The organism is Mycoplasma struthionis, assembly GCF_003855455.1.
Lineage (GTDB): Bacteria > Bacillota_I > Bacilli_A > Mycoplasmatales > Metamycoplasmataceae > Metamycoplasma > Metamycoplasma struthionis.
The window spans coordinates 337,110-357,754 of sequence record NZ_CP034044.1; the positions used below are offsets into that span (position 1 = coordinate 337,110).

17 protein-coding genes and 1 pseudogene are annotated in these 20,645 nt (G+C 26.9%); 4 read left to right on the forward strand and 14 right to left on the reverse strand.

The genetic code is table 4. The features are described from left to right. Window positions 1-7 precede the first annotated feature (7 nt). The 10 genes and pseudogenes from EGN60_RS01390 to EGN60_RS01435 form a co-directional block, all read right to left on the reverse strand. Window positions 8-2,173 carry an MSC_0620 family F1-like ATPase-associated subunit gene (locus EGN60_RS01390; RefSeq protein WP_124724315.1) on the reverse strand — a complete coding sequence of 722 codons (2,166 nt, stop codon included), beginning with the start codon at window positions 2,171-2,173 and terminating at the stop codon, window positions 8-10. Beyond that, window positions 2,164-2,634, reverse strand: a complete 471-nt coding sequence (locus tag EGN60_RS01395) for an MSC_0621 family F1-like ATPase epsilon subunit (protein ID WP_124724316.1) — start codon at window positions 2,632-2,634, stop codon at window positions 2,164-2,166. The genes EGN60_RS01390 and EGN60_RS01395 overlap by 10 nt, the downstream gene beginning before the upstream one ends. Continuing rightward, window positions 2,624-3,523 (reverse strand): MSC_0622 family F1-like ATPase gamma subunit, encoded by a 900-nt coding sequence (locus tag EGN60_RS01400; protein WP_124724317.1) that lies wholly within the window; start codon window positions 3,521-3,523, stop codon window positions 2,624-2,626. The genes EGN60_RS01395 and EGN60_RS01400 overlap by 11 nt, the downstream gene beginning before the upstream one ends. Further along, complete coding sequence (locus tag EGN60_RS01405; protein ID WP_124724318.1) at window positions 3,513-4,040, reverse strand: MSC_0623 family F1-like ATPase-associated protein; 528 nt, start codon at window positions 4,038-4,040, stop codon at window positions 3,513-3,515. Before EGN60_RS01405 ends, EGN60_RS01400 begins: the two co-directional genes overlap by 11 nt. Further along, complete coding sequence (locus EGN60_RS01410) at window positions 4,033-5,430, reverse strand: MSC_0624 family F1-like ATPase-associated membrane protein (RefSeq protein ID WP_124724319.1); 1,398 nt, start codon at window positions 5,428-5,430, stop codon at window positions 4,033-4,035. Before EGN60_RS01410 ends, EGN60_RS01405 begins: the two co-directional genes overlap by 8 nt. A 6-nt stretch (window positions 5,431-5,436) precedes the next feature. Next, complete coding sequence (locus tag EGN60_RS01415; RefSeq protein WP_124724320.1) at window positions 5,437-7,488, reverse strand: putative immunoglobulin-blocking virulence protein; 2,052 nt, start codon at window positions 7,486-7,488, stop codon at window positions 5,437-5,439. A gap of 17 nt (window positions 7,489-7,505) precedes the next feature. Next, window positions 7,506-8,111 (reverse strand): hypothetical protein, encoded by a 606-nt coding sequence (locus EGN60_RS01420; RefSeq protein ID WP_124724321.1) that lies wholly within the window; start codon window positions 8,109-8,111, stop codon window positions 7,506-7,508. A gap of 19 nt (window positions 8,112-8,130) precedes the next feature. After that, window positions 8,131-10,098 (reverse strand): annotated as a pseudogene (gene mip, locus EGN60_RS01425) (Ig-specific serine endopeptidase MIP); the annotation flags it as partial. 464 nt (window positions 10,099-10,562) lie between these two features. Continuing rightward, entirely contained in the window at window positions 10,563-11,609 is a 1,047-nt protein-coding gene (locus tag EGN60_RS01430) for a S66 family peptidase (protein ID WP_124724323.1), read from the reverse strand. 72 nt (window positions 11,610-11,681) lie between these two features. After that, window positions 11,682-12,248, reverse strand: coding sequence for a DJ-1/PfpI family protein (locus EGN60_RS01435; protein ID WP_124724324.1), 567 nt, complete (start codon window positions 12,246-12,248; stop codon window positions 11,682-11,684). 270 nt (window positions 12,249-12,518) lie between these two features. On the opposite strand from EGN60_RS01435, the gene EGN60_RS01440 reads away from it, so the two are divergent. The 3 genes from EGN60_RS01440 to EGN60_RS01450 all read left to right on the forward strand — a co-directional run bounded on the left by EGN60_RS01440 (window position 12,519) and on the right by EGN60_RS01450 (window position 16,041). Continuing rightward, window positions 12,519-13,496 (forward strand): DHH family phosphoesterase, encoded by a 978-nt coding sequence (locus EGN60_RS01440; RefSeq protein WP_124724325.1) that lies wholly within the window; start codon window positions 12,519-12,521, stop codon window positions 13,494-13,496. Then, window positions 13,483-14,469 carry a DHH family phosphoesterase gene (locus tag EGN60_RS01445; protein WP_124724326.1) on the forward strand — a complete coding sequence of 329 codons (987 nt, stop codon included), beginning with the start codon at window positions 13,483-13,485 and terminating at the stop codon, window positions 14,467-14,469. The genes EGN60_RS01440 and EGN60_RS01445 overlap by 14 nt, the downstream gene beginning before the upstream one ends. A 123-nt stretch (window positions 14,470-14,592) precedes the next feature. After that, a complete protein-coding gene (locus EGN60_RS01450; protein WP_124724327.1) occupies window positions 14,593-16,041 on the forward strand; it encodes a variable surface lipoprotein in 1,449 nt (482 codons plus the stop codon). A gap of 29 nt (window positions 16,042-16,070) precedes the next feature. Here EGN60_RS01450 and EGN60_RS01455 read toward each other — a convergent pair whose 3' ends face one another. Both EGN60_RS01455 and EGN60_RS01460 read right to left on the reverse strand, forming a co-directional pair. After that, complete coding sequence (locus tag EGN60_RS01455; RefSeq protein WP_124724328.1) at window positions 16,071-16,715, reverse strand: hypothetical protein; 645 nt, start codon at window positions 16,713-16,715, stop codon at window positions 16,071-16,073. A 9-nt stretch (window positions 16,716-16,724) separates the two neighbouring features. After that, window positions 16,725-17,732, reverse strand: a complete 1,008-nt coding sequence (locus EGN60_RS01460) for a nicotinate phosphoribosyltransferase (RefSeq protein ID WP_124724329.1) — start codon at window positions 17,730-17,732, stop codon at window positions 16,725-16,727. Between the two features lie 128 nt (window positions 17,733-17,860). Between EGN60_RS01460 and EGN60_RS01465 the strand changes: the two genes are divergently transcribed. Further along, entirely contained in the window at window positions 17,861-18,223 is a 363-nt protein-coding gene (locus EGN60_RS01465; RefSeq protein ID WP_124724330.1) for a hypothetical protein, read from the forward strand. A 72-nt stretch (window positions 18,224-18,295) separates the two neighbouring features. On the opposite strand, the gene yidC is transcribed toward EGN60_RS01465, so the two are convergent. Both yidC and rnpA read right to left on the reverse strand, forming a co-directional pair. Then, entirely contained in the window at window positions 18,296-20,299 is a 2,004-nt protein-coding gene (gene yidC / locus EGN60_RS01470; RefSeq protein WP_124724331.1) for a membrane protein insertase YidC, read from the reverse strand. Beyond that, complete coding sequence (rnpA, locus tag EGN60_RS01475; protein WP_124724332.1) at window positions 20,286-20,615, reverse strand: ribonuclease P protein component; 330 nt, start codon at window positions 20,613-20,615, stop codon at window positions 20,286-20,288. Before rnpA ends, yidC begins: the two co-directional genes overlap by 14 nt. Window positions 20,616-20,645: the final 30 nt, after the last annotated feature.

Consider the following 20,645-nt stretch of genomic DNA (forward strand, 5'->3'; position numbering starts at 1 on the left):
TTGCTCCTTAAATAAATGGTAATAATGCTATAGCAAGAATTAATACTGACATAACAACTGCAACAGTAATAATTTTTGCTTTAAGTTTTTTAATTTTTAATTTATCTTTTTTAGTTAGTGCAGCTAATACAATTAATGTTACAAATAATGATGTTGCTATTGCGGCTAAAGTAATACCAACACTTAATTTAATATCACTTTTGTATTCATTTCTTTGAACAGTGTCAAGTTTATCAAATGAAGCTTTTAAATCTTTGATTGATTTTGCTTTAACTGCATCTGCTTGATTTTCAAATAATTCATTAGTTGTAACCATAGGTAATAAATCAAATTGTTCTCTAATGTCTTTAATATCTTTTAATATTTGATTATATTCAGGCAATAAAGAAGCTTTATTTTTTAATGAATAACTTTTTAGATTGTCTATTTTTTTACCTAAATTTTTTAATGCTACATCTAGCATGTGTAAACGATTTTGGCTATCTTCAGGGTATGCTAATGCAAAGTTTTTTGCAATACTTTCATTAAGTTCTTTTTTAACATATTTTATATATATATCATAAACTTGTTTGTAGGCATCTGCTAGATAACTTCAATAGCTTCTTCCATTAATGATTGCATTTTTATGTAAACCTAAAAATGCTTCTACTAAGTTTTTATTATATGAGTTTGTTTCTAATGCAGCAGGTTCTTGAGATTTAAAATTATTAGTTAAATTTATAAAATAATTACTATATTCTTGACTATTAATAATTTTTACTGATTCTAAAATCATATTAAAGACAGCTTCTGCTACAATTCTATGAGACATTTTTGAAAAGTCAATATTTTCTCCTATTCCTAATGCGTCATAAAACTCTTTATATAATTTTTGGATAATTTCTATTCCCACTTGGTGAGCTCTAGCGAACTCCACATTGCTTCAGATTGATATAACTCTTTTATATGTTATTTTCTTTGTTTCATCTAATTTGTCAGTCAAAATAACATTAGCTTCTATTCCGTCTTTTGTTAAATCTAGATTATCAACTTTATAATCGAATCTAGTGTTAATTGGGTTATTAAAATAGAAGTATTTTTCTGAAGCTTTATCGGGTTCGCTTTGTACAGCTTGTTTAAATGATTGAACTAATCCATCTCTGTTATTTGCTTGATCATAGAAATTAAATTTTAAAAATGGACTTAATCTTCCGATATTTTCAGTAGCAGCGTTAACACTTGATGGAGGTGTTGGATCGGCTTGACCAGGAATTAATCTTGGTGTTGGATTAGGTTCTTGAATATCAGGTGTTTCTTTTTTATTGTCTTGAGAGTTTTCTTCTAAGTCAAAAGCCTTAAATCTTGAACTAATCTTTTCTTTTAAAAAGTCGTCCCAACTTTTATATTTATCGGGTATTGTTAAACCGATGTTTGTATCGTTATTTTCATCTTTAACGAATCTAACTGCAGTGTTTAATTCAGGGAAGTCTTCTTTGTTTGCAAATATTTCATCAAATTTAGAATCTAAATCTGAAAAGTATTTTTCTGTTTTAGATTGTAAATCGTCAGCGTTAACAGCATTTACAACATTTTCTTCTTTAACTTCCTTTTTATTACCTTCTCCTTGAATAAAATCACGGTAGTCAGTTTTGTCAGTTTTACCTACTACGGCATTTTCATAATCTTTTCCGTTATAAGTAATGGTTGTTGATTCTAAAGAACGGTCATTACTTAAAATTTTAGGATAAACTATTTCAAAACCATATTCTTTGTATTTGTCGTTAATTATTTTTTCTTTATTGGTCTCTAAATATTTTGCAACTTGAGCTAAATATAAACTTTCGTATAATGATTCAGTTGTAATTTTAGTTTCAGCTGGATCTATTAATTTTGATGATTTAGCTTTAAGTTGAGCTATTTTATTATTAACTAACTCTTTTAATTTTTCTTTTATTTTATCTTCAGTAACTTTTTTAAATGTACCAAATTGAGGGTCAACTACTTTAGGTTTTTCTGGTTCAGCATTTGCATTTGGTGCAAAGGGATTAGTAGGCTTGTTTGTATTTGTTGCGCCATTTGAAGCGTTTGAAGTAGCTCCATTGCTTGCGGGTTCAGGATCAGCTGAAAGTGTAATTAATGGTGCCATTGATACAGGTAAAACAGTACCTAATAATAACCATTTTTTTAATTTCATAATACCTCTTCTGGAGTTAAATTAAATAATGTTACTGCAGATAATTCAAAAAGGTTTATTTTAAGTTCGTTAATATCTTTTTGATTTTTTTTGTCTAATCCTAAATCTTTCATTGCTAATGAGTTTTTAATAGCATGTTCAAGATTTTTAAGTTCTATTTTAGCATTTTGAATAAATTCGTTTGGTTTTTTAATACTTTTATAAGGTTTCATAACTCCTGAATATTTAACAGAAATTTCATTGTCTATGTTTGTTATAAAAGCATTTGTTAATATAAAACAAATTTCTTCTTTTTCAATTACTGCTTTAATAAAACATTTTTTAAAAGAAGCTATTGAGTAATTTTCAAATTTTACTCAAGTGTCTTTTAATTCACTATTTATATATAATCCATCAATTTCTAAATGTTTAATGTCAAATGTTTGAGAAATAAATGTTAAAGAAGTGCGGTTATTTTTCATTTTTGCCCTCCTTTACAGTATGCAACATATCCTTTTTCTTTGATAGAATTGAAATTTGTTCAACTTCAAGTTCTCTTTTCGCTTGAATAACTTTTTTATTTAGAAATAGAATTCTATCGTCTAAATCATTAATTGTTTTGTTTTGAGCAACTAATGTATATTTTTGATTAATTAAAGCTGATTCACTTAATAGAGTTAATGTTATATAAGTTAAAAATGAGTAAATTTCACTATCTATAAATGAGCTAACATCTGGGAAAATTTTTAGTTTGTTAATGTTTGTTAATGTTTCTAAGTTTTGATATTTATTTTCTAAATTTAGTTCGAATTCATTAATTGGTAAAACATTTAAATATAGTTTTTTAATTTTTGATGAGTTAATAATGAAACGAACATTGTGAAAACCATTTTTTAAAAGATAAGCAATTATGAACTCTGGTAAAACTTTTGATAAAACGTCTACATTATTTTGTTCATATTGATAAATAATGTTGAATTTCATTTCTTTAGCAAAAGAAATTGCTCTTTTTCCAATTGCTATAATTACATCGTTTTTATTGTTGTAATCACTTTTTAAAAGTTTTTCATGACGAATATATGAGTTAGTTTCAAATTTTTCTTCTTCAGTTATATAAATTCATAACTTTGGAATACTTTTTATTTCATTTCTATAAAGTGAATTTTCACTATATAATAATTCATTTTCTATTTCATATTTTTTATCTAAAGTACTAATTAACATTTGTGAGTGTAAAGCTCTTTCTAAAAAGAAGTTAATTTGTTTAGATAATTTTAAAATACTAATTAAAGTAATATTTTTATCAGATTCAACAATCTTTACAATTTTTTCTAAACTTTGTTTTTTAGTTACTAGATCTTTAATATTCATTAGTTAAATATTCTTTTCCGAAAGTGACTTTGATAAGTTTGCTTTCTGGTAATCTGTATATTATTAGATTAGAAAAAATTTCTATTGGGCTTGAAGTTATATGTTTTTCAATAATTTCATTTATTGAATCTAGAATTTTTTGAACAACAGGGTCTGAAGAATTTACAAGACTAAAAGCGGAAACATTTGCTTGTGATTCTTTTTTAAGAGTTGGAACTAAGAATAATAAACTATATCTTTCGTTTCTTTCTTTTGATAAAACAAAGCTTCTAAAAATAATGTCTTTGTCTTCTTTTCATGCCTTTTTTGCTTGTTCAAAAATGTTTTCAATTAATTCTTCATAGTCTCTAGTTGGGTATAAAAAGTTTAATTGATTCATTAATGCTTTATATGAAATTAAATTATTAGCCTTTTTAATTGTGTTAAATTCGTTAATAACGTTGTCTCAATTTTCTAATGCACCTTTTAAGCTGTCTACTAAAAGTTTTTGAATTTGTTTTTCTTCGGCTTTAGTCATTGTTTGCTCCTATTTTAATTTCTTTTTGATATTTTTGAATAATCACCAAACTCTTTATCCATCTGCTTGTTTGATAAATTAAATATAATGCAACTATTGAAGAACTTAGAATTGAAAATACATCGACTACGTTTAATGGACTTGCAAAGGTTGCTAATGAGTTATTATCTACTGCCAACATTTTTGCATTATAGAAATTGAATAATGCTACTAATGTGCTAAAAATTAATGTTAAGAATAAAAATGTATTTGTTATTGGGTTAGTTATCTTAACTTTTTTATTTAATACAAAAGCTAAGATTAAAATAAATAATAGATTTGAAATTGTTAATATTGTGTTTGCTAAGTTGTCTCTTGCGACTAATGATTGAACAATATTTACTAATAGAAAAGCAAATACTGAGATAAAAAATAAAAATACTTTTGTTGATTCACCAATTTTTTTACTGTTTTTGTTTGAAAATAAAACTAATATAGTTATAAAGATTGAAATGTTAATTAATAATGGAATAGCTCAAGCAACATGATTATTTGTCTCTGCAAATAGTAATCCTTTTGTAAATTTCAATGTTGGAGCAGAAATTATTAAATATAGTAGAACTGAAAATCCTAATGTTAGAGAAATTAATGAAAAGTCTCTTAAGCTAATTATTAATTGTCTTTTTCATCTATAACCTGCAAATGAGTCAAGTATTGCAATTGTAAATAGAGAAATTAAACCAAAAATAATCAAGAATAAATATATAAAGTTGTTTGCAGTTTTAGTATTAAATGTGTTTAATAAAAAGTCATAATAATCATTTCTATCAAAAATGTTTAGTTGTGATCTTTTGTTTAATAAAGTCACTAATACTATCATTCCTACTGCTACTAGAATAATTCTCGCAAATTGAGCAAAAACTATTATAAAAATACTTTTTGCTTGTAAAGGGTTTGTTTTTTTAATAATGATAATGTTATAAAACTCATGTAAAACATTCAACATCATTAAAGCCACAAAAAAGGCAGTTTTGTTAATTAAAGTTTTTGGGTTGTGAGTTTTTGTTGCTCCTTGATAAGCTACATAAGCAACTAGAAGTACAAAATATAATAGAAATCAAATGCTAAAATATTTAAATTTGAAATTACTTCTTTTCAAGTTTCTTATTAAGCTAAAAATTAAATAACATACAAAAACAATTGAGAGAGTTAAATTGTATATAAAAATAAAGTTAAGTGATTTAAGTCTTATTTCTGTTAAATCAAACATTTGTTCAGGTTTTAAAAACTTATATTTTTCATTTAAAAAATTGTCATGTGAAAAATATATTGTTGTAAATAATGCTATAAAACCGAAAACTAGTGCTAATACATAAAATAAGAATTTAGTGTTTAAAATTTTCTTTTGCATAATTTATTAATCAAATGAAGGTCCAGTGCTTGTGTTTGCCCCTGTTGCTTCAAATCCTTCTGGTTTTATTTGTACATTAATTCCATGTTCTCTTGCAGCTTGAGTATCTTGAATAGCTTTTCTCATTGCTTCGTTATCTACATAAACGTTTCTAAATACTTCTCTTCCGGCTTCAAATAGACCATAGAATTGTTTGTTGTAATCTTGAGGTAAGTCAACAGCATTTCCTTTAATGTATAATGTGTCAACTTGTCTTGGTCCTTCAAAGAATAATTTTGCTTTTTGAGGTCCTCTTACAATTAATCTATCTCAATTTTGTCTGTTAATTGTTGAGCTATCTACTTCAAAAACATTAGTATCATTGTGTAAAGTAAGAGCTGTAAATACCTTATCGTTTAGATCTAATCCTTCTAAACTTCTTAATTCAGGGTGTTCAGATAAATCGATTTGGCTTGCTCAGCTACCATCACCGAAATTACCATTAAATATTTTTCAATTAGCTTTCGTTCTATATGCAATTGTAAATGCTTCTTTTACTTCTGAAGGAGTTGTTCCTTTTGTTGGTTTAATAGTATTAAACATTATTGAGCCGGCTCTTTCAACGCCCGCTGCATATTCAGGCGATCTATTAACATTGTAATCAAATGAAACATGTCTTGTATGTCTAAACGCAATTGGGTCTATTGCTCAACGAGAGTCTAAATTGTTTCCTTTTGTTACAAGTTCAACATCCTCTAAATGTTTATCTTTTAAACCTACTAATGCTGATGTATCTGTAGTTTCAAAAAATAAGGTTAGAGTTTTAATATTTGAAGGCAATTTTGCTAATATTTCTGAAAAATCTTGTTTTTGATTTAATTGACCCATATTTTCAATTACTACACCAGTAATTTCTTTATGATCTGTTATAAATTTTAAGAATTTTTCATATCCTTTATTATTGTTAGCATCTAATTTAGCTAGGTATCTTGGTTCTTTATTTGTTACTGCATCATTATCGCTATCAGGAACATATTTATAAACTCTTATACCATCATCAAATTTATCTCCATTTGAATCAACTTTATTTCTATCTTCAATTTTTGTCAATTCTTTATAACTATTTGAAGCATCTGTTTTAGTTCAACCGTAGTAATCATTATCTAATAATTGACCGGGATTTCTCATATATTTGGTTGAGCTTGCAAAGTATCTTTCTTTGTTTAATTTTATGTAGTGATTTAAAACAGGATTATCACTTTCTTTTGCATAATCTCAAACAACAGCTTCATTTACAGTTGGATAATTTTGCCAGAATTTTATATCAGGAACCATTCCTTTAGCTGCGTAAGCTTCTCAATCTTGTTCATAACTTCTTATAACCGCTTTTATATTTTCTGCAGCATTTCCTCTGCCTGGTTCATCAGGTCTAAACATTCTTTTGAAGAACGCATCAAAATTCTTAATTTCATCTGCTCCTGTAATTTCAAATTTTCGTAAAAGTTCGTTTTTGTTTCTCTCATAATCTTCAAATGAATTTAAACTTAATAAGCTATTGTAGTTTCCAATTTTTTTTCTTAATTTTTCTTTAGCTTCACCAGTAATTGGACTTGGGTGTGTTGCTGCTATATATGAAAAATCGTAATTTGGAACGTATGATTCTGGATATATATCTTCCCCAGCAGAAGCTATAGGCGCTTTTTCTTCTTCTGTTAATGGTCTTGCAGGTACGGGAGGAGTTTCTACAACATCCACAACAGGTTTGGGATTTGGCGCGTTCACTTCTTCTTTTTTAGGTTCTTCTGGTTTTTTCTCTTCTATTGTTTTAGGAGGGGTAGGATCTTCTTTTGGTTTTTCAGGTAATGCAGCTTCTTTAACCACATCCACTTTATTAAAATCATCTATTTTTATTTTAATTTCACTTGGTTTTAGTTTCAATTTATAACCTTTTGGAATTTCACTTTGTCATTGAAGTTCGCTTTTATCATCACGTTCTCTTGTAAAAGTTGCTTTATAAACAATAGAGCCTCTTTCATCAACGAAATCAATTATAGTAACTGATTTTGTTTTTCTTACCATGAATCTATTTGTTTGGCCTAAAACAATTTTGTAATCATCTTTTGCAAATTCAAAACCAACAGGACGATATTGTGAAACTTCTGGAATTTTTCCATCTTTTGCTCTAAATCTATAAGTTTGATAAATTTTGTCATCAAAAATAATTTCAACAACTGTTTCTTCTGATAAAGGTTCTTTTTAATTCAAATTATATTTTCTTGTCCTAAAACAACTTTTGGCTTATCTAATTTTTGTTTTTCTTTATCATAAATTCATAAACTAGGAATGTAAGCAACGGCGTCGATTTCTTTGTCTTCACCTTTTTTAGATATTATTTCAGCAGTAAATTTTTCTTTTTCATCTGCTGAGTCTTTAAAGATTAGTTTAGTAACCACTTGTTCTTCTAGATTTATTTTTTTGACTAAGTTACTATCAGTGTTTGAATTATTTTTATCCTCTGTAATAACTTCTTCAGTATTTAGTTTTGGAGTTGAATTTCTTTCAAAAGCTTTTAGAGCAGATGAGCGCCCAACTCTTGTTCTGGTGGTATAGATGGCTGAAGCAGCTGCTACTGAAACAACACCTATAGCACCTATGGATACTAAGGTTTTAACTAATCTGCTTTTTTTAGTATATATAGCCATATTTTTTACCTCCTAATTTCTATTTTTTAAATTTGTATTCGTCAGGCAATACAGAAACACCTTGTTTAAATAAATGTGTTTTGTATTGACCATTATATAATTTTTCTAGTGCTTGTCTATATGAAGTTCTTTGGTTTTCACCACCACCATATATCAAGTCATATTGCTCTAATTTTTTATAATTACCATATGCCCCATGATAATCAACACCATTTGATCTTAATGCCTGTATGTATGAAAGAAGTGATATTCCAGCATCGTCAGCTGCAGCAAAATTGATACCAATTATGTTTTTATCAATGTCTCTAATTTGAGAACCTGAAGCTCCACCTAATGGGTGTCATGATGTTAAAGAATAACCCAAACCATAATTTAAGTACTCATTTCCTTTATAAGTACCACCTTTTTCTTTTAAGTTTTTAGGGACAAAAAATCCGCTTTTTCCACCATTTAGTGTAGGCGAAACTATTGTTAGGTCAAAAATTCCCGGTTTTGTTTTAAAGTTTCTTACTGCTAAAGATCTTGATAAACTATAGCCTTTATCTAATGTTGTTCTTCTATTTTGTTCATCATCGATATTATAAGGTTTGTTTATTCATATTGACGCTGCACCTTTTCTTGATCTTCTTTCCTCGTCAGTTATAAATTTAGAATCTCTGCCTTGGTTGTCTGCCTCTGCATTAGGGAAGCCTAAAGCCATTAAATCTACATTAAGTTTTTTAGTAGTTATTGAATTACCCTTAAAATTAACTGAAACGTCTTCCCTAGATAGCTCATCAAATTTTTGTAGCATATCAAAATTTGCGGGTTTTGATTGTTTACTTTCTGGCAATGTAGCAAAATCATTTGTTGCTATTCTGGCAAATTCATGAGCATTTGAAACACTTCTTTCTGTTTTGTCTTCTACTCTTAAATTATTTTTAGTAATTTTGTAAGTGTTATCACTTCTACTAAAATCAATTTCAAGTACAGCAAAATCAGCCATTTCTTGTAAATCTTTTAAGTGTTCATTTGCTATATATGATCTAGGATTTGTATTCATAAAGTCGACTGCAGCATAAACTAATTTAACTTTATCTGGTTCAATTGAGAATTTTTCAGAAAAAGGAGATTGATAAGTAAATTGTAATTCTTCTTTTAAAGGTGTTTGTTTATTAAATCTCTCTAAGACAACTTGATTGGTAATTCCTGTATTTGCATCGTCTGCTGCTTTTTTTTCTTTAAATGCTTTGTCATAAGCTATTAAAACTTCTTGCATTTTTGGATCTTTTGCTATCGCTTGGTTGTCATATGGGTTCAATCCCTTTTTTTCTTTTTCAGAATCAAAATGGTTATATTCTATTGCTCTAATTCTAAATTTTCTTTCAGCTTCTTTTAAATTAGCATCTGCTTGTTTGGCAGCTTCAGTTTCTGCTGTATTGTTTTCCACTATGCTATAAATATCATTTTCTCTTGCGTGACTTTGTCTTAAAGCCATAGCCACGTGTAAATTTGTACCTAGATATCATTTTGTTGGATAACTACCATCTTCGTTTGGTACATAATCTAAAATTCAAGCTGTTCCCCATTCTGCTTTTCCAGATTTTGTAATAGGATTCTTGTTTGCGATTGTTATTCTAAATGATTGGTGCAATAAATCCATATAGTCTTGGTTAGGAATTCAACGAGATTTACCGGTATCGTCTAAATCAGATTGTCAGTATGGTCCTTTTACTGTTCCACCCTTTGGATTAATTACTAATTTTCCATCTTTATTTGGAACTGAAAAATCTTTTAATAAGGAATCTTCTAATGAAGGTAAATCATTTGCAGCAGCTTTGGCATCGAAATCAGCTTGATTAAATCTTGTACGATCAAAAGTGTTTGGTAGGCCATCCACACCATTTAGTGCATCGATATAAGCTTTCTCTTCAACATTATATTTTTCGTTTTCATTTGGTAAATTTGAAAAATAAGAACTGGTTATTGGGTTTCCTTGAGCATCTTTTGGCACAGTAGGATTTCTTCTTGCACCACTATTTGAACTTCCTGGTAATCTTGGAATAGTTCCAGCTGGGTCAACCGGAACATCTTCTCCTGCTCTTGAGTTAGGATCACCTTGGGGTGAATTTGGTTTGTTTGCATTAGGTTTTTCACCTGGCTTTTCTTCATTATCTTCATTTTCATTTGTAATGGTCTTTTTATTTTTGCTTGTAGCACTATTATTAACACATGACAGCGCCGCGCTTGGCAATGCTACAGCTGAAAAAATAGTACCTAAAACAATAGATAATTTTTTTCATCTTTTCATATATATTTCCTCCCATTTTTGGTTACTTAAACTATTAATAGTTTAACAATATATTATACAGTAAAGGCAAAAAAAAAAAAAAAGAGACTTTTTTTCTCTTTTTTTCACATTTTATTGGATTTTTTTATGTTTTTTTATTAAAAAAACAAAAAATACAAGGGCTAATAGCTTTTTATTTTGCTTTTTAGAAAATCTACTTTAATTTTTGAATTTAATTTTAAAATCATCTTAGGATAAGCGTGTCCTATGTTTATATTGTATAAAACTGGAATGTTTTTAAAATATGGATCTGAAAAGAAAGTTTTGAATAAATTTTTATATTCTAAATAATATTTTTCGTCTTGTGGCTTTCCTATAATTACAGCTTTTACATTGCTAAAAATATTATATTTTTTTAAATATTCAAGTTGATTTTTTATTATTTCTGGCTCTAATTTTTCTTCTGATGTTTCTAATAATAAAACTTTATTTTTAAAAGTTTTATTATCTAAAATTCAATAGTTTTTATCAATTTCATTATTGTTTTGTTTTTCTAATAAAGAAAAAATTGATTCTAAACATCCACCTAGTAAAATGCCTGAAAATTTTGCTTTTCCTTGCAAAAGTTCATACCCATGTTCTTCTTTATATTTTTCTCTTGGTATATTTTTATTTTCAAAACCAAAAGTTTTTCTTTCTTTATATCAATATTCTGAAATAGTATATTCTTTTGGTTTATTTATATTAAAAAGTCAATTGATTGAAGACTTTGTATAATCTAAAATTTCTTTGTCTCATTCTGCAATACAAGTTAACAAAGCAATTCCGTAAAATGATTTTATTTTAAGTTTATTTAGCATCAAATGGTTGACTGTTGTATCTGAATAACCTACAAAAATTTTTTTATTTTTTTGAAGAGTTTTTATATTCTTTTTATTATTTAGAATAAACTCAAGAGTTTTGTAAGTATCAAAACCACCCAAGGCACAAATTATTGCTTTTATATTTTTATTTTCAAAAGCTCAAATTAAATCCTCTGCTCTTTTCTGAGGATTTTTTTCTAAATAATCAATACCTTTTAAAGCGTTAGGAGTATAAACAAAATTTAAATTTAGTTCTTTTAGTCTCTTTTCAGCTAATAGTTTTTGCTCTAAACAAAAGCTTTCACCAAGCAAGCCACTTGATAAAGAAATAATAGCTACTGTGTCATTATTTTTTAATTTTTTCATAAAAATAAAATTGCATTTTTTTTAAAAAAAGTGCTTAATTGCTGAACAAATTAACAATTAAGCAACTTAAGATTAATATATTTTTTTATCAAATCTTCCTGACATTTGTTGATATGTCAAATTAGCTACATCTTTTGAATAAACAGTTGCTAAAATAGCATAACCTAGATCCATTGATGCAAGAGAATTACGTCCAGTTATTAATTTTCCAGAAACAGTAACATCATCATTATTACGTTTTTGAGAAGCAGCTGCTAAACCAAATTCACTTGGATATGATGAATAAGGACAGTCTTGTGAAATTACATTTGCTTCTCTTAAACTATTAGGCGCGTCACAAATTGTAAACACATATTTATTATGTTTTTGAAAATCTCTAACTACATCTAAAGCTACTTCATCTTTTCTTAAATATTGAGCACCAACTCCACCTGGAATATAAATTGCATCATAGTCATTAACATCATATGTATTTTTAATATTAGTTAAATGAGTAATATTATATTGACCAGAAGCTTCTTTTATCTTAGGTGAATAATAATCTCATTTTTCTAATTTTTGAGATGTAATTAAAACACCTAAAACTGAAGTTAATTCAATATCTTGAAAATATGGTTCTATTAATACTAAAAGTTTCATTTTAGCCTCCTAATTTTTTAGTTTAAGAAAGTATAGATTAAAAAAACAAAAAATTTTTAAATTTGATAAAAATAAACAAAAAAACACAAAAAATTACCAAAGCGACAATAAAAAAGTTATAAAAATAAAAATCTTTGTTTTTAAAAACTAATTTGTAATTATATAAAAATTAATATCTCTAAAAAGTTGTTTTTTAGTGTCTTATATTTTTAAAAACTAATATATAATAAATAATAGATATATTACTTTAAAAAATATAAGGAGAATAATATGGCTAAAAACACATGAAAAATTGCTGTAGAAGCAATTGAAGCACACGATAATATATTTATATTTCACCATATTAGACCAGACGGAGACTGTTTAGGTTCTCAATTTGGTTTAAGAGAATTAATTAAAACAAATTATCCCGAAAAAAACGTTTTTGTTTTAGGAGATAATGGAGGAATTTTCCCATTTTTAGAATGAGATTTTGATAAATTTGATGAAATTCCAAAAGAAAACTTCAAAAATTCTTTAGGAGTTGTAGTTGATGCTAACTCTTCAAATAGAATTCAATTTGGTAATTTATTATTAGAAGGTAATTTTACACATACTTTAAGAGTTGACCATCACCCTGTTGATCCAGATATTAATTATACTTATACATGAGAAGATGCAGGTTATGCAGCTGCTGCTGAACAAATTGGTTATATTGCAATGAAAGCAAAATGAAATGTAACAACAAAAGCAGCAAATTATGTTTATTTAGGAATTAATACAGACAGTGGTCGTTTCCAATATGAATATGTTCAAGAAAGAACATTTGAAGTAATGCAATATTTACACAAAAACAATGATTTTAAAGTCTGATACATTAACTTTCCTTTATCAATAAGAGAAGAAAAGAAAGTTAGATTTGCAGCTTATATAATGTTAAATTACATAAATGATAATCAAGTTTTATATTTCTATGCAAATAAAAAAGTTCAAAAGAAATTTGGCTTAGATGATAACAGTGCAAACGATGTTAACGTTATGGCTAACATTGGCGATGCAAAAATTTGAGTATTATTTATTGATTTACCAGACGGAACTATTAGAGCAAGAGTTAGATCAAATGGAATTTGAATTAACCACATTTGTGAAAAATACAAACCAGGTGGTGGCCATGAAGTAGCTGCTGGTGCAACTTGTCAAAACAAAAAAGAAATGAAACAATTGATTGAAGATTTAAAAGCTGAGGTTAGAAAACATGCTAACAATTAGCAAAGAAAATTTAGAAATTTTTAAAAACATTGAACAAAAAATTAAAAATCATAAAAATATTGTTATATTTCACCATATTAGACCAGACGGAGACTGTTTAGGTTCTCAATTTGGTTTAAAAAATTTAATTAAAGTTAACTTTCCTGAAAAAAATGTTTATGCTATTGGAAATGCTTTAGGTAACTTTCCATATTTAGATTTTAAAATGGATGAATTACCATTTCAAAAATTAGAAGACTCATTAGCAATAATTGTCGATGCAAATTTTAAAGAACGTTTAGAAAAAAGAGAATATTTAGATGAAAACTTTTTTGATGAAGTTATAAGAATTGATCACCACCCAAATGATGACGATTTAAATGCTTCATTAGTTTGAGTTGATTCAGTTGCTCCTGCTGCAGCTCAACAAGTAGCAGAATTAGCTTATGGTTTAAATTGAAAATTAAATTCATTAGCAGCAACTTATTTATATTTAGGAATTTATACAGATTCTGTAAGATTAACAACTAACACAACTACAGCTAAAACAATGGGTTTAGTAAGTTGACTATGAGAAAATGGTGCTCAAAAAGATTTATTACACACTGAAATGGCTAAAAAATCTTTTCAAGATATTAAAATCAATGCATTTATTCAACAAAATATGGTTATTGATAAAAATGTTGTTTGATTTTACTTTTCTTTAGAAGACCAAGCTAAATGAGGAATAACTGATCCTCTAAAAGCAAATAGACCATTTTTACTTTCTTCAATTGATGACACAAAAGCTTGAGTATTTTTCACTCAAGAAAAAGAAAATCAAATTCGTTGTGAATTTAGATCAACAGGCTGCTGTGTAAGAAATGTAGCTGTTAAATGAGGTGGTGGCGGTCATCACAGAGCTTCTGGAGCACAAATTTCAAATCCTGAAGTAATTAAAGATATTGTAAAAGATCTACAAGAAGAAACAAAAAATCTAGCTGAATATATTTAAAAACATCTTATTTTAAGACTGAATTGCATAATAATTCAGTCTTTTTATATTCAAAAAAATCTTTTTTTAAATATAATTTACATATAAAATAAAATAACTAAATTAATCTAGTGAAAGGGTTTTATGAAAAAGAATCTTAAAAAGTTAATTATTTTATCTACACCTTTATTTACTTTATCAGTTCCTTTGATAGCTGCATCTTGCCAAGATATAAAATTAAGTGATACACCTAAAACAACATTAACAACCATTGATAATAATAGTGAAGAAGGCAAAAAACCAGTTACAGAAGAAAAAGCTGCTCCAGAAACTACAACTGAAAAAGTAAATACTTCTGAAGAAACTAACAAACCTGATGAAACAGTAAATCAACCTGAAAATAATCAAAATCAGACTTCAGGAGATAATAATGATTCAGCAAGTGAAGAATCAACAGACAACTCAGAAACTGGTTCAACTACTGAAGTAAGTGATGAAGCAACTGGGGACAGTATGCAAGCAGATGATTCAAATAGTCATAGTGAAGAAGAAGGTAATTCAAATAAAGAACAATTATTTAATGAATTTTCAGTTGTTCTTGATGAAGCTAAAAAATTATTAGTAGAACCTTTTAACACTTTAGATGATTATGTAGCTTTTAAAACTAAAATTGACGAATTTGATAAATATAAAACAAAAACAAATAGTAATTTAGATGCTGCAAATCTAGATGATATTCAAAGACAAAAATCTGATGTAGTTTTAGCTATTTCTACAGCATCATCTTCAATTGTTGAAGGCAAAAAAGATTTAGAAAATAAAATTCAAGCTGCCATTCAAAAACTTACTGAAAAGAAGGAATTATTAAAACAAAAAAATGATTCTGATGCTGAATTAGCTAAAAAAATAAGCACAGACATAAACGCACTTTTAAATAATGCACAAAATGAAATAAGTGCTCAAAATAAAAATATTAATAATATTAGAGTTACAACGAAAGGTATTGAGATTGCTTTGGATAAAATAGAAAAATTACCAAAAAATTCTTCATCACCTTCAAATAAAACTACTCCTTCTCCAGTGGCTAGTATAAACGCAGGTCAGTTTGCCTCTTCACAAAAAATAAGTGAAGAAGAAGCAAATAGATTGAGTATAGAAGCCGACTTGGGTTTTAATTATGATATACAAACTAACGTTGCTCAAAATGGCTCACCTGAGAAAAAAGCAACTCTTAATTTATATCTATTTATTAAAAAGCTTATAGATTATTACACAAAAAACCCCGATAAAGATACAAGCAAATTTAAAGAACAAGCTCAAACTGTTTTATTTGGTTTAAAAGAAGACTTATTAAATATTATTAAAGAAGATTCAACATTGCAAGATGCGAGTCTAAACAATAATATAAAAAATGCTAACAATTTATTAGTTGATGCTATTAAAGACCTAAAATCAAAAGGTGTAGACATAGCCGATTTAAAAATTGATGAACTTACCCAAAAATTAGATAATTTAGCTCAACCTTCAACAGACGGTGTTTCTGGTACAGGAGCCGTAGTTGGTGGAATAAGTTTTACACCGGGAAGCAACTAAAAAAATTCGAAGTTAAAAGCTTCGAATTTTTATTTACTTTGAATATGATTTTCTAAAATATATTCATTTGCTTCTTTGATTATTTTTCTTAAATATTCAAAATAAATTGGATATTTTTTTAAATCACCTTTTCAAATAAATTTTTGTTTTGCTGTTGCTTTTAAAAAATCAATAGCCATAAAGATATCAAAGTTATCATAAGCATCGTCACAAGACATAATTAATTGTTGCATTAAATATCTTATTTCAAGACTCTTAATTTCAATATAATCTCTTTTGTATCCTTTTCTTTCTAAATCGATTAAAAAGCCATATAAAGTGTCTAAAGAGCTTTGATATCTTGAATAATCTTTTTTAAATTCTTCATTACTTATTAAATATTTATCTTCTAAACTTTCATTTTGAAATAATTCATTAGTATCAACTGAAAGTTTTAAATATTTATTATCTGTTAAATAAATCATAATTATTTTTATTACTATTAAAATAAAAATAATTGCGAAAATTGAGCCAAAAACATAACATGCAATTTGTGCTTTTAAATTTAAATTTGCAATTACTTTAGCACCTAATAAAAATAAAATAATACTTATTGCTAAAAATAAACATACAATTAAAAATCCAAGAGTTTCAAAAGCATAATTTTTAATTAATATTTTTTTTCTTTTATCCATATTTATTTCCTAATTATATTCAATTAATTTTGGGTTTTTTAAATAACCACGGCCTGCTTTTGCTATGTTAACATTATTTAATTTTGTAGCATCGGCTGAAAAATTAACTCAAACTTTTAATAATGTAGCTCCAACACCATAAGAATCAACTGGTGTATTTTCTGCTTCAAAATCAGCGATTTTTTGAGCATTAAAACCACTTGAAACAGTGATTTTAACATGTTCACCACCGTTAGCATCTAAAGCTTCACGTAATCTTTTAACTTGAGTACTTGTAACACCAAATTCAGCTTCACCTTCTGTAAACATTTTATCTATCATTGCTTTTGAAGTATCGATTCTTACACCCTTTAAAGTTTTACCAAATTCTTTTAGACAAGCCAATGAATCACTTATAACATCGTTATGAAAATCAACTAAAGCAAATAAATCATCTTCAGGAAAAGTTTCATGATAGGCTTTACATGCTTCAACTAAATCTCCACCAAACATTTGAATTAAAGCATGAGGCATGCTTCCAAACATTTTTGATTTATCATAATTTGCTGCTAAAGCTGTTGAATGATTTTCAATTCCACCTAATGTTATTGCATAAGCATCTTTTTCTTGATTAATATATCTATCTGCTCTATCGGCCATTGAGATTACTTTTTTGCCTTTAGCTGCTTTTATAATTTGATATGCATTAGTTGCTATAGATGTTTGACGTGCTAAAATACCATCAATTATGCCTTCTCAAATACCAAATTCATAATATGGTCCTTCAAGTTCTAAAACAACCTCACGGTTATTTATTATGCTTCCTTCAGGCATATATCTTATTTTATATTTTGTTGTGTCTGTATGCTTTTTTAAAAGATCTAAAGCTTCATTTATTCCACATAATTTAACATCATTGTGTCTTTGAAAAAACTGTAAAGTTACTATATCATTTTTACGATATTTTTGAGCTATTTTTTGAGTTTTAAAAAAATATATTGAAATATAATCTAAAATATCTTTTTCATCAAATTTCATAATACCTTCTTTAAATAAGATTTTATTAATAATATTTTAACTGATTAAATTATTAATTAATAAATAAAGTAGTAAAGAAAAATATTTTTGTATTAAAATTATTTTGTAATTAAAAAAGAAGATTAAATATGAAAGCAAAAACTTTAACTAAATTTGGTTTTTGAAGCATTGTAGGATTTTATATTTTTTTAATTGCTGTAATATCAACAGCAGTATTGTATGCACAAGTTCCTACATTTAGAAGTCGTATAAGTTTAATTATTTCAATTATATTTTTAAGTGCTTTTACAATAATGGTTCTTGTTTGGGGCGGATTATGTCGTAAAAAAGCAGTTGCTTTAAAAGATCAAAAATTGAAAATAATTTTTACATATACTTTAATGGTCGAATTATTAATTATTTGATTAATTTTTTGTGTTGTTGGACTTTTAAAGATGCAAATGCTAATAGATTTAGAAAAAAACCAAGAAGCAGAAAAACAAACTTTATAACTCAAAATGTGACTTTAAAAAGTCATATTTTTTATATAAAAAAACTAGAAGCCAACGTTCTAGTTTTTAAGATTATAATTTTGGATAAATTTTATTTTTGAATAATTTTGTTCTTTGGAAGTAATGAACAAATATATGTTGTAAAATAGTCCATATACCACCAATAATTCAATAAATTTGAAGACCAGCACTGAAAATTGCACCAAGGAAAATAAATATTAGTGACATTATATTATATTTTCTATTTTCCTTTTTCATAGCTTCTCTTTGATATGCATCTGCTCTTAGTGATTTATTTTTCTTATACATTAAAAGTTTAGGTGTATATTGTGCTAATGCTTGAACTAATATAGATATTAATATAATAGGCAAGTAGCTATAATCTTTATTTTGAACTATCATAAAGAAGGAAGTAGCAGATAATCTAATACCGTATCATGTTGCTTGTTTGATTTCAGGGTTTGTACTAATAATTCTGAAAACAACAATCAATATAGGAAGTGTTAAAAACATTGTAACAATTTGACCAAATGGGTTAATTTTTTCTCTTTTATAAAGTTCGCTAATTTCCATTTGTTTTCTTTGTTGCATTTGTTTATCACCTTTATAAGGCGCATATTTAGCTTCCACTTTAGCTTTTTTCTGGTTAAATTCTTCCATTTTAGCTTGACCAAACAAGCTCTTAAATGAAATAATAAATGTTAGTAATCTAACAATAATTAATGTAACAGTTAAAGCTAATATAACACTTCAACCAGTTGTACCTAAGCTTGTGATAATTGTGTTCATAAATAAGTTAACTGGTTGTACAAACATTCCAAAGAAAGGCCCTTGTGATCAATAATCTTTAGCTGTTGATAATGCTCTTCTTGGGACAAGAGAGTTATTAACATTGAATAAGCGATTTCTTCATGCATTAGGGTTATAATTTCCTAATCCTGAAAATGGAGAATATGCAAATTCTTGATAACCTTCTGGTGTTATATTTTCTGTTGCGAAAAATGAAGCGTTATTTAAATATTCTTTTGAAGCTTCTTGCAATTTAATTGCTAGTAATTGTAGTTGAAAACCACTTTTTTCGTCTAATTTTTCACCAGCTTTGAATTTAGTGTAAATGTTAGAAATATAATTATTTCATTTTGCTAATATTTCTGCTTTTGTATCATTTTCATTTAAATTTAAAGCTTGTTTAAAAATTTCATCATTTTTTGATCATTGACTAAATGTTTCTTCAAATAAAATTTGAATAACATCTCTAATTAAATAATTCTCTGGTGTTAATAATGATGAAACATCAGATTTTATTATTGCTAATCTTAGTTTTGAAATTGTTGTATAGTCGTTAACTAAATCATATGTAACTGATGTATTTGTTCCGTTTGTAGTATTGTTTTTTGGAGCTTCTTTTTCAGTTGTTTTTCAATTCAAGACTAGAGGTAATAAAATGTTTGTAAATTTAGAAACTGGTTTATAAACTTTTGTATTTCCAGTTACTACACCTTTTTCATCTTTTCCAAAGTTGAAGTAAACATATTTACCGTCACGACCATAAATATATCCATCTTTTTTAGATTCTCCAGCGTTAGTAATATTAATTAAATTATCTTCCGCTTTCATTCCTCTTTTTTCATCAATTAGTTTGTCTAATTGTAATGCAAATGATTGGCCACCATAAATTCCATATTGTGCTCCACTTGCATTATCTTGATCTCTTAACTTAGGTAATACTCCGGGTTCTTTTAAACCTAAATAAGTGTTGACTGCTAAGTTTTTTTCTTTGTTTAACTTGTTAGGTAAAATAAATTTTGCTGCATTTTTATCATATCTAAATGTAACAACGTTTGGTGATATTTTTTCAGTGTTTGCATAAAGCTCTTGACCTGAACCAACTTTGTTGCTACTTTTAACAGTGAATGATTGGACGCAACCTACTAAACCAACGGTAACGAATAAAACAATGATCACAATTTTTATTCATTTTCAAACTTGCTTAAAAACATTTTTAGGACTTTTTTGTTCTGGATCTTTTCCATATCTAAAATCCTGATAATGTTTAGAGCTGTTATTTTTTGCCATCGATTATCCTTTCATAAAGTTTTTTAACTTCTATGATTTTATGCTGTCAATCTAATTTTAAAAAACCTCTACGTGCAATTATTATTGTTTCGTAGTTAATTTTTTCAATGTCAAGCATTCTTAAAATCGCTCTAACTTGATTTTTAAAGTGGTTTCTTTTTACGGCGTTGGCAAACTGCTTGGGAATAGAAACGCCCACTTTAAAATAATCAGCTTTATTAAAATATATTATTAAATTCTCAGATATAACTTGCTTTTTTTTATCAAGTATTCTTTGAAATTCCCAATTTTTTTTGACTATGTTTTTTTTATTCATATTTTCTAAAATAAAAAAATAAAGATTCAA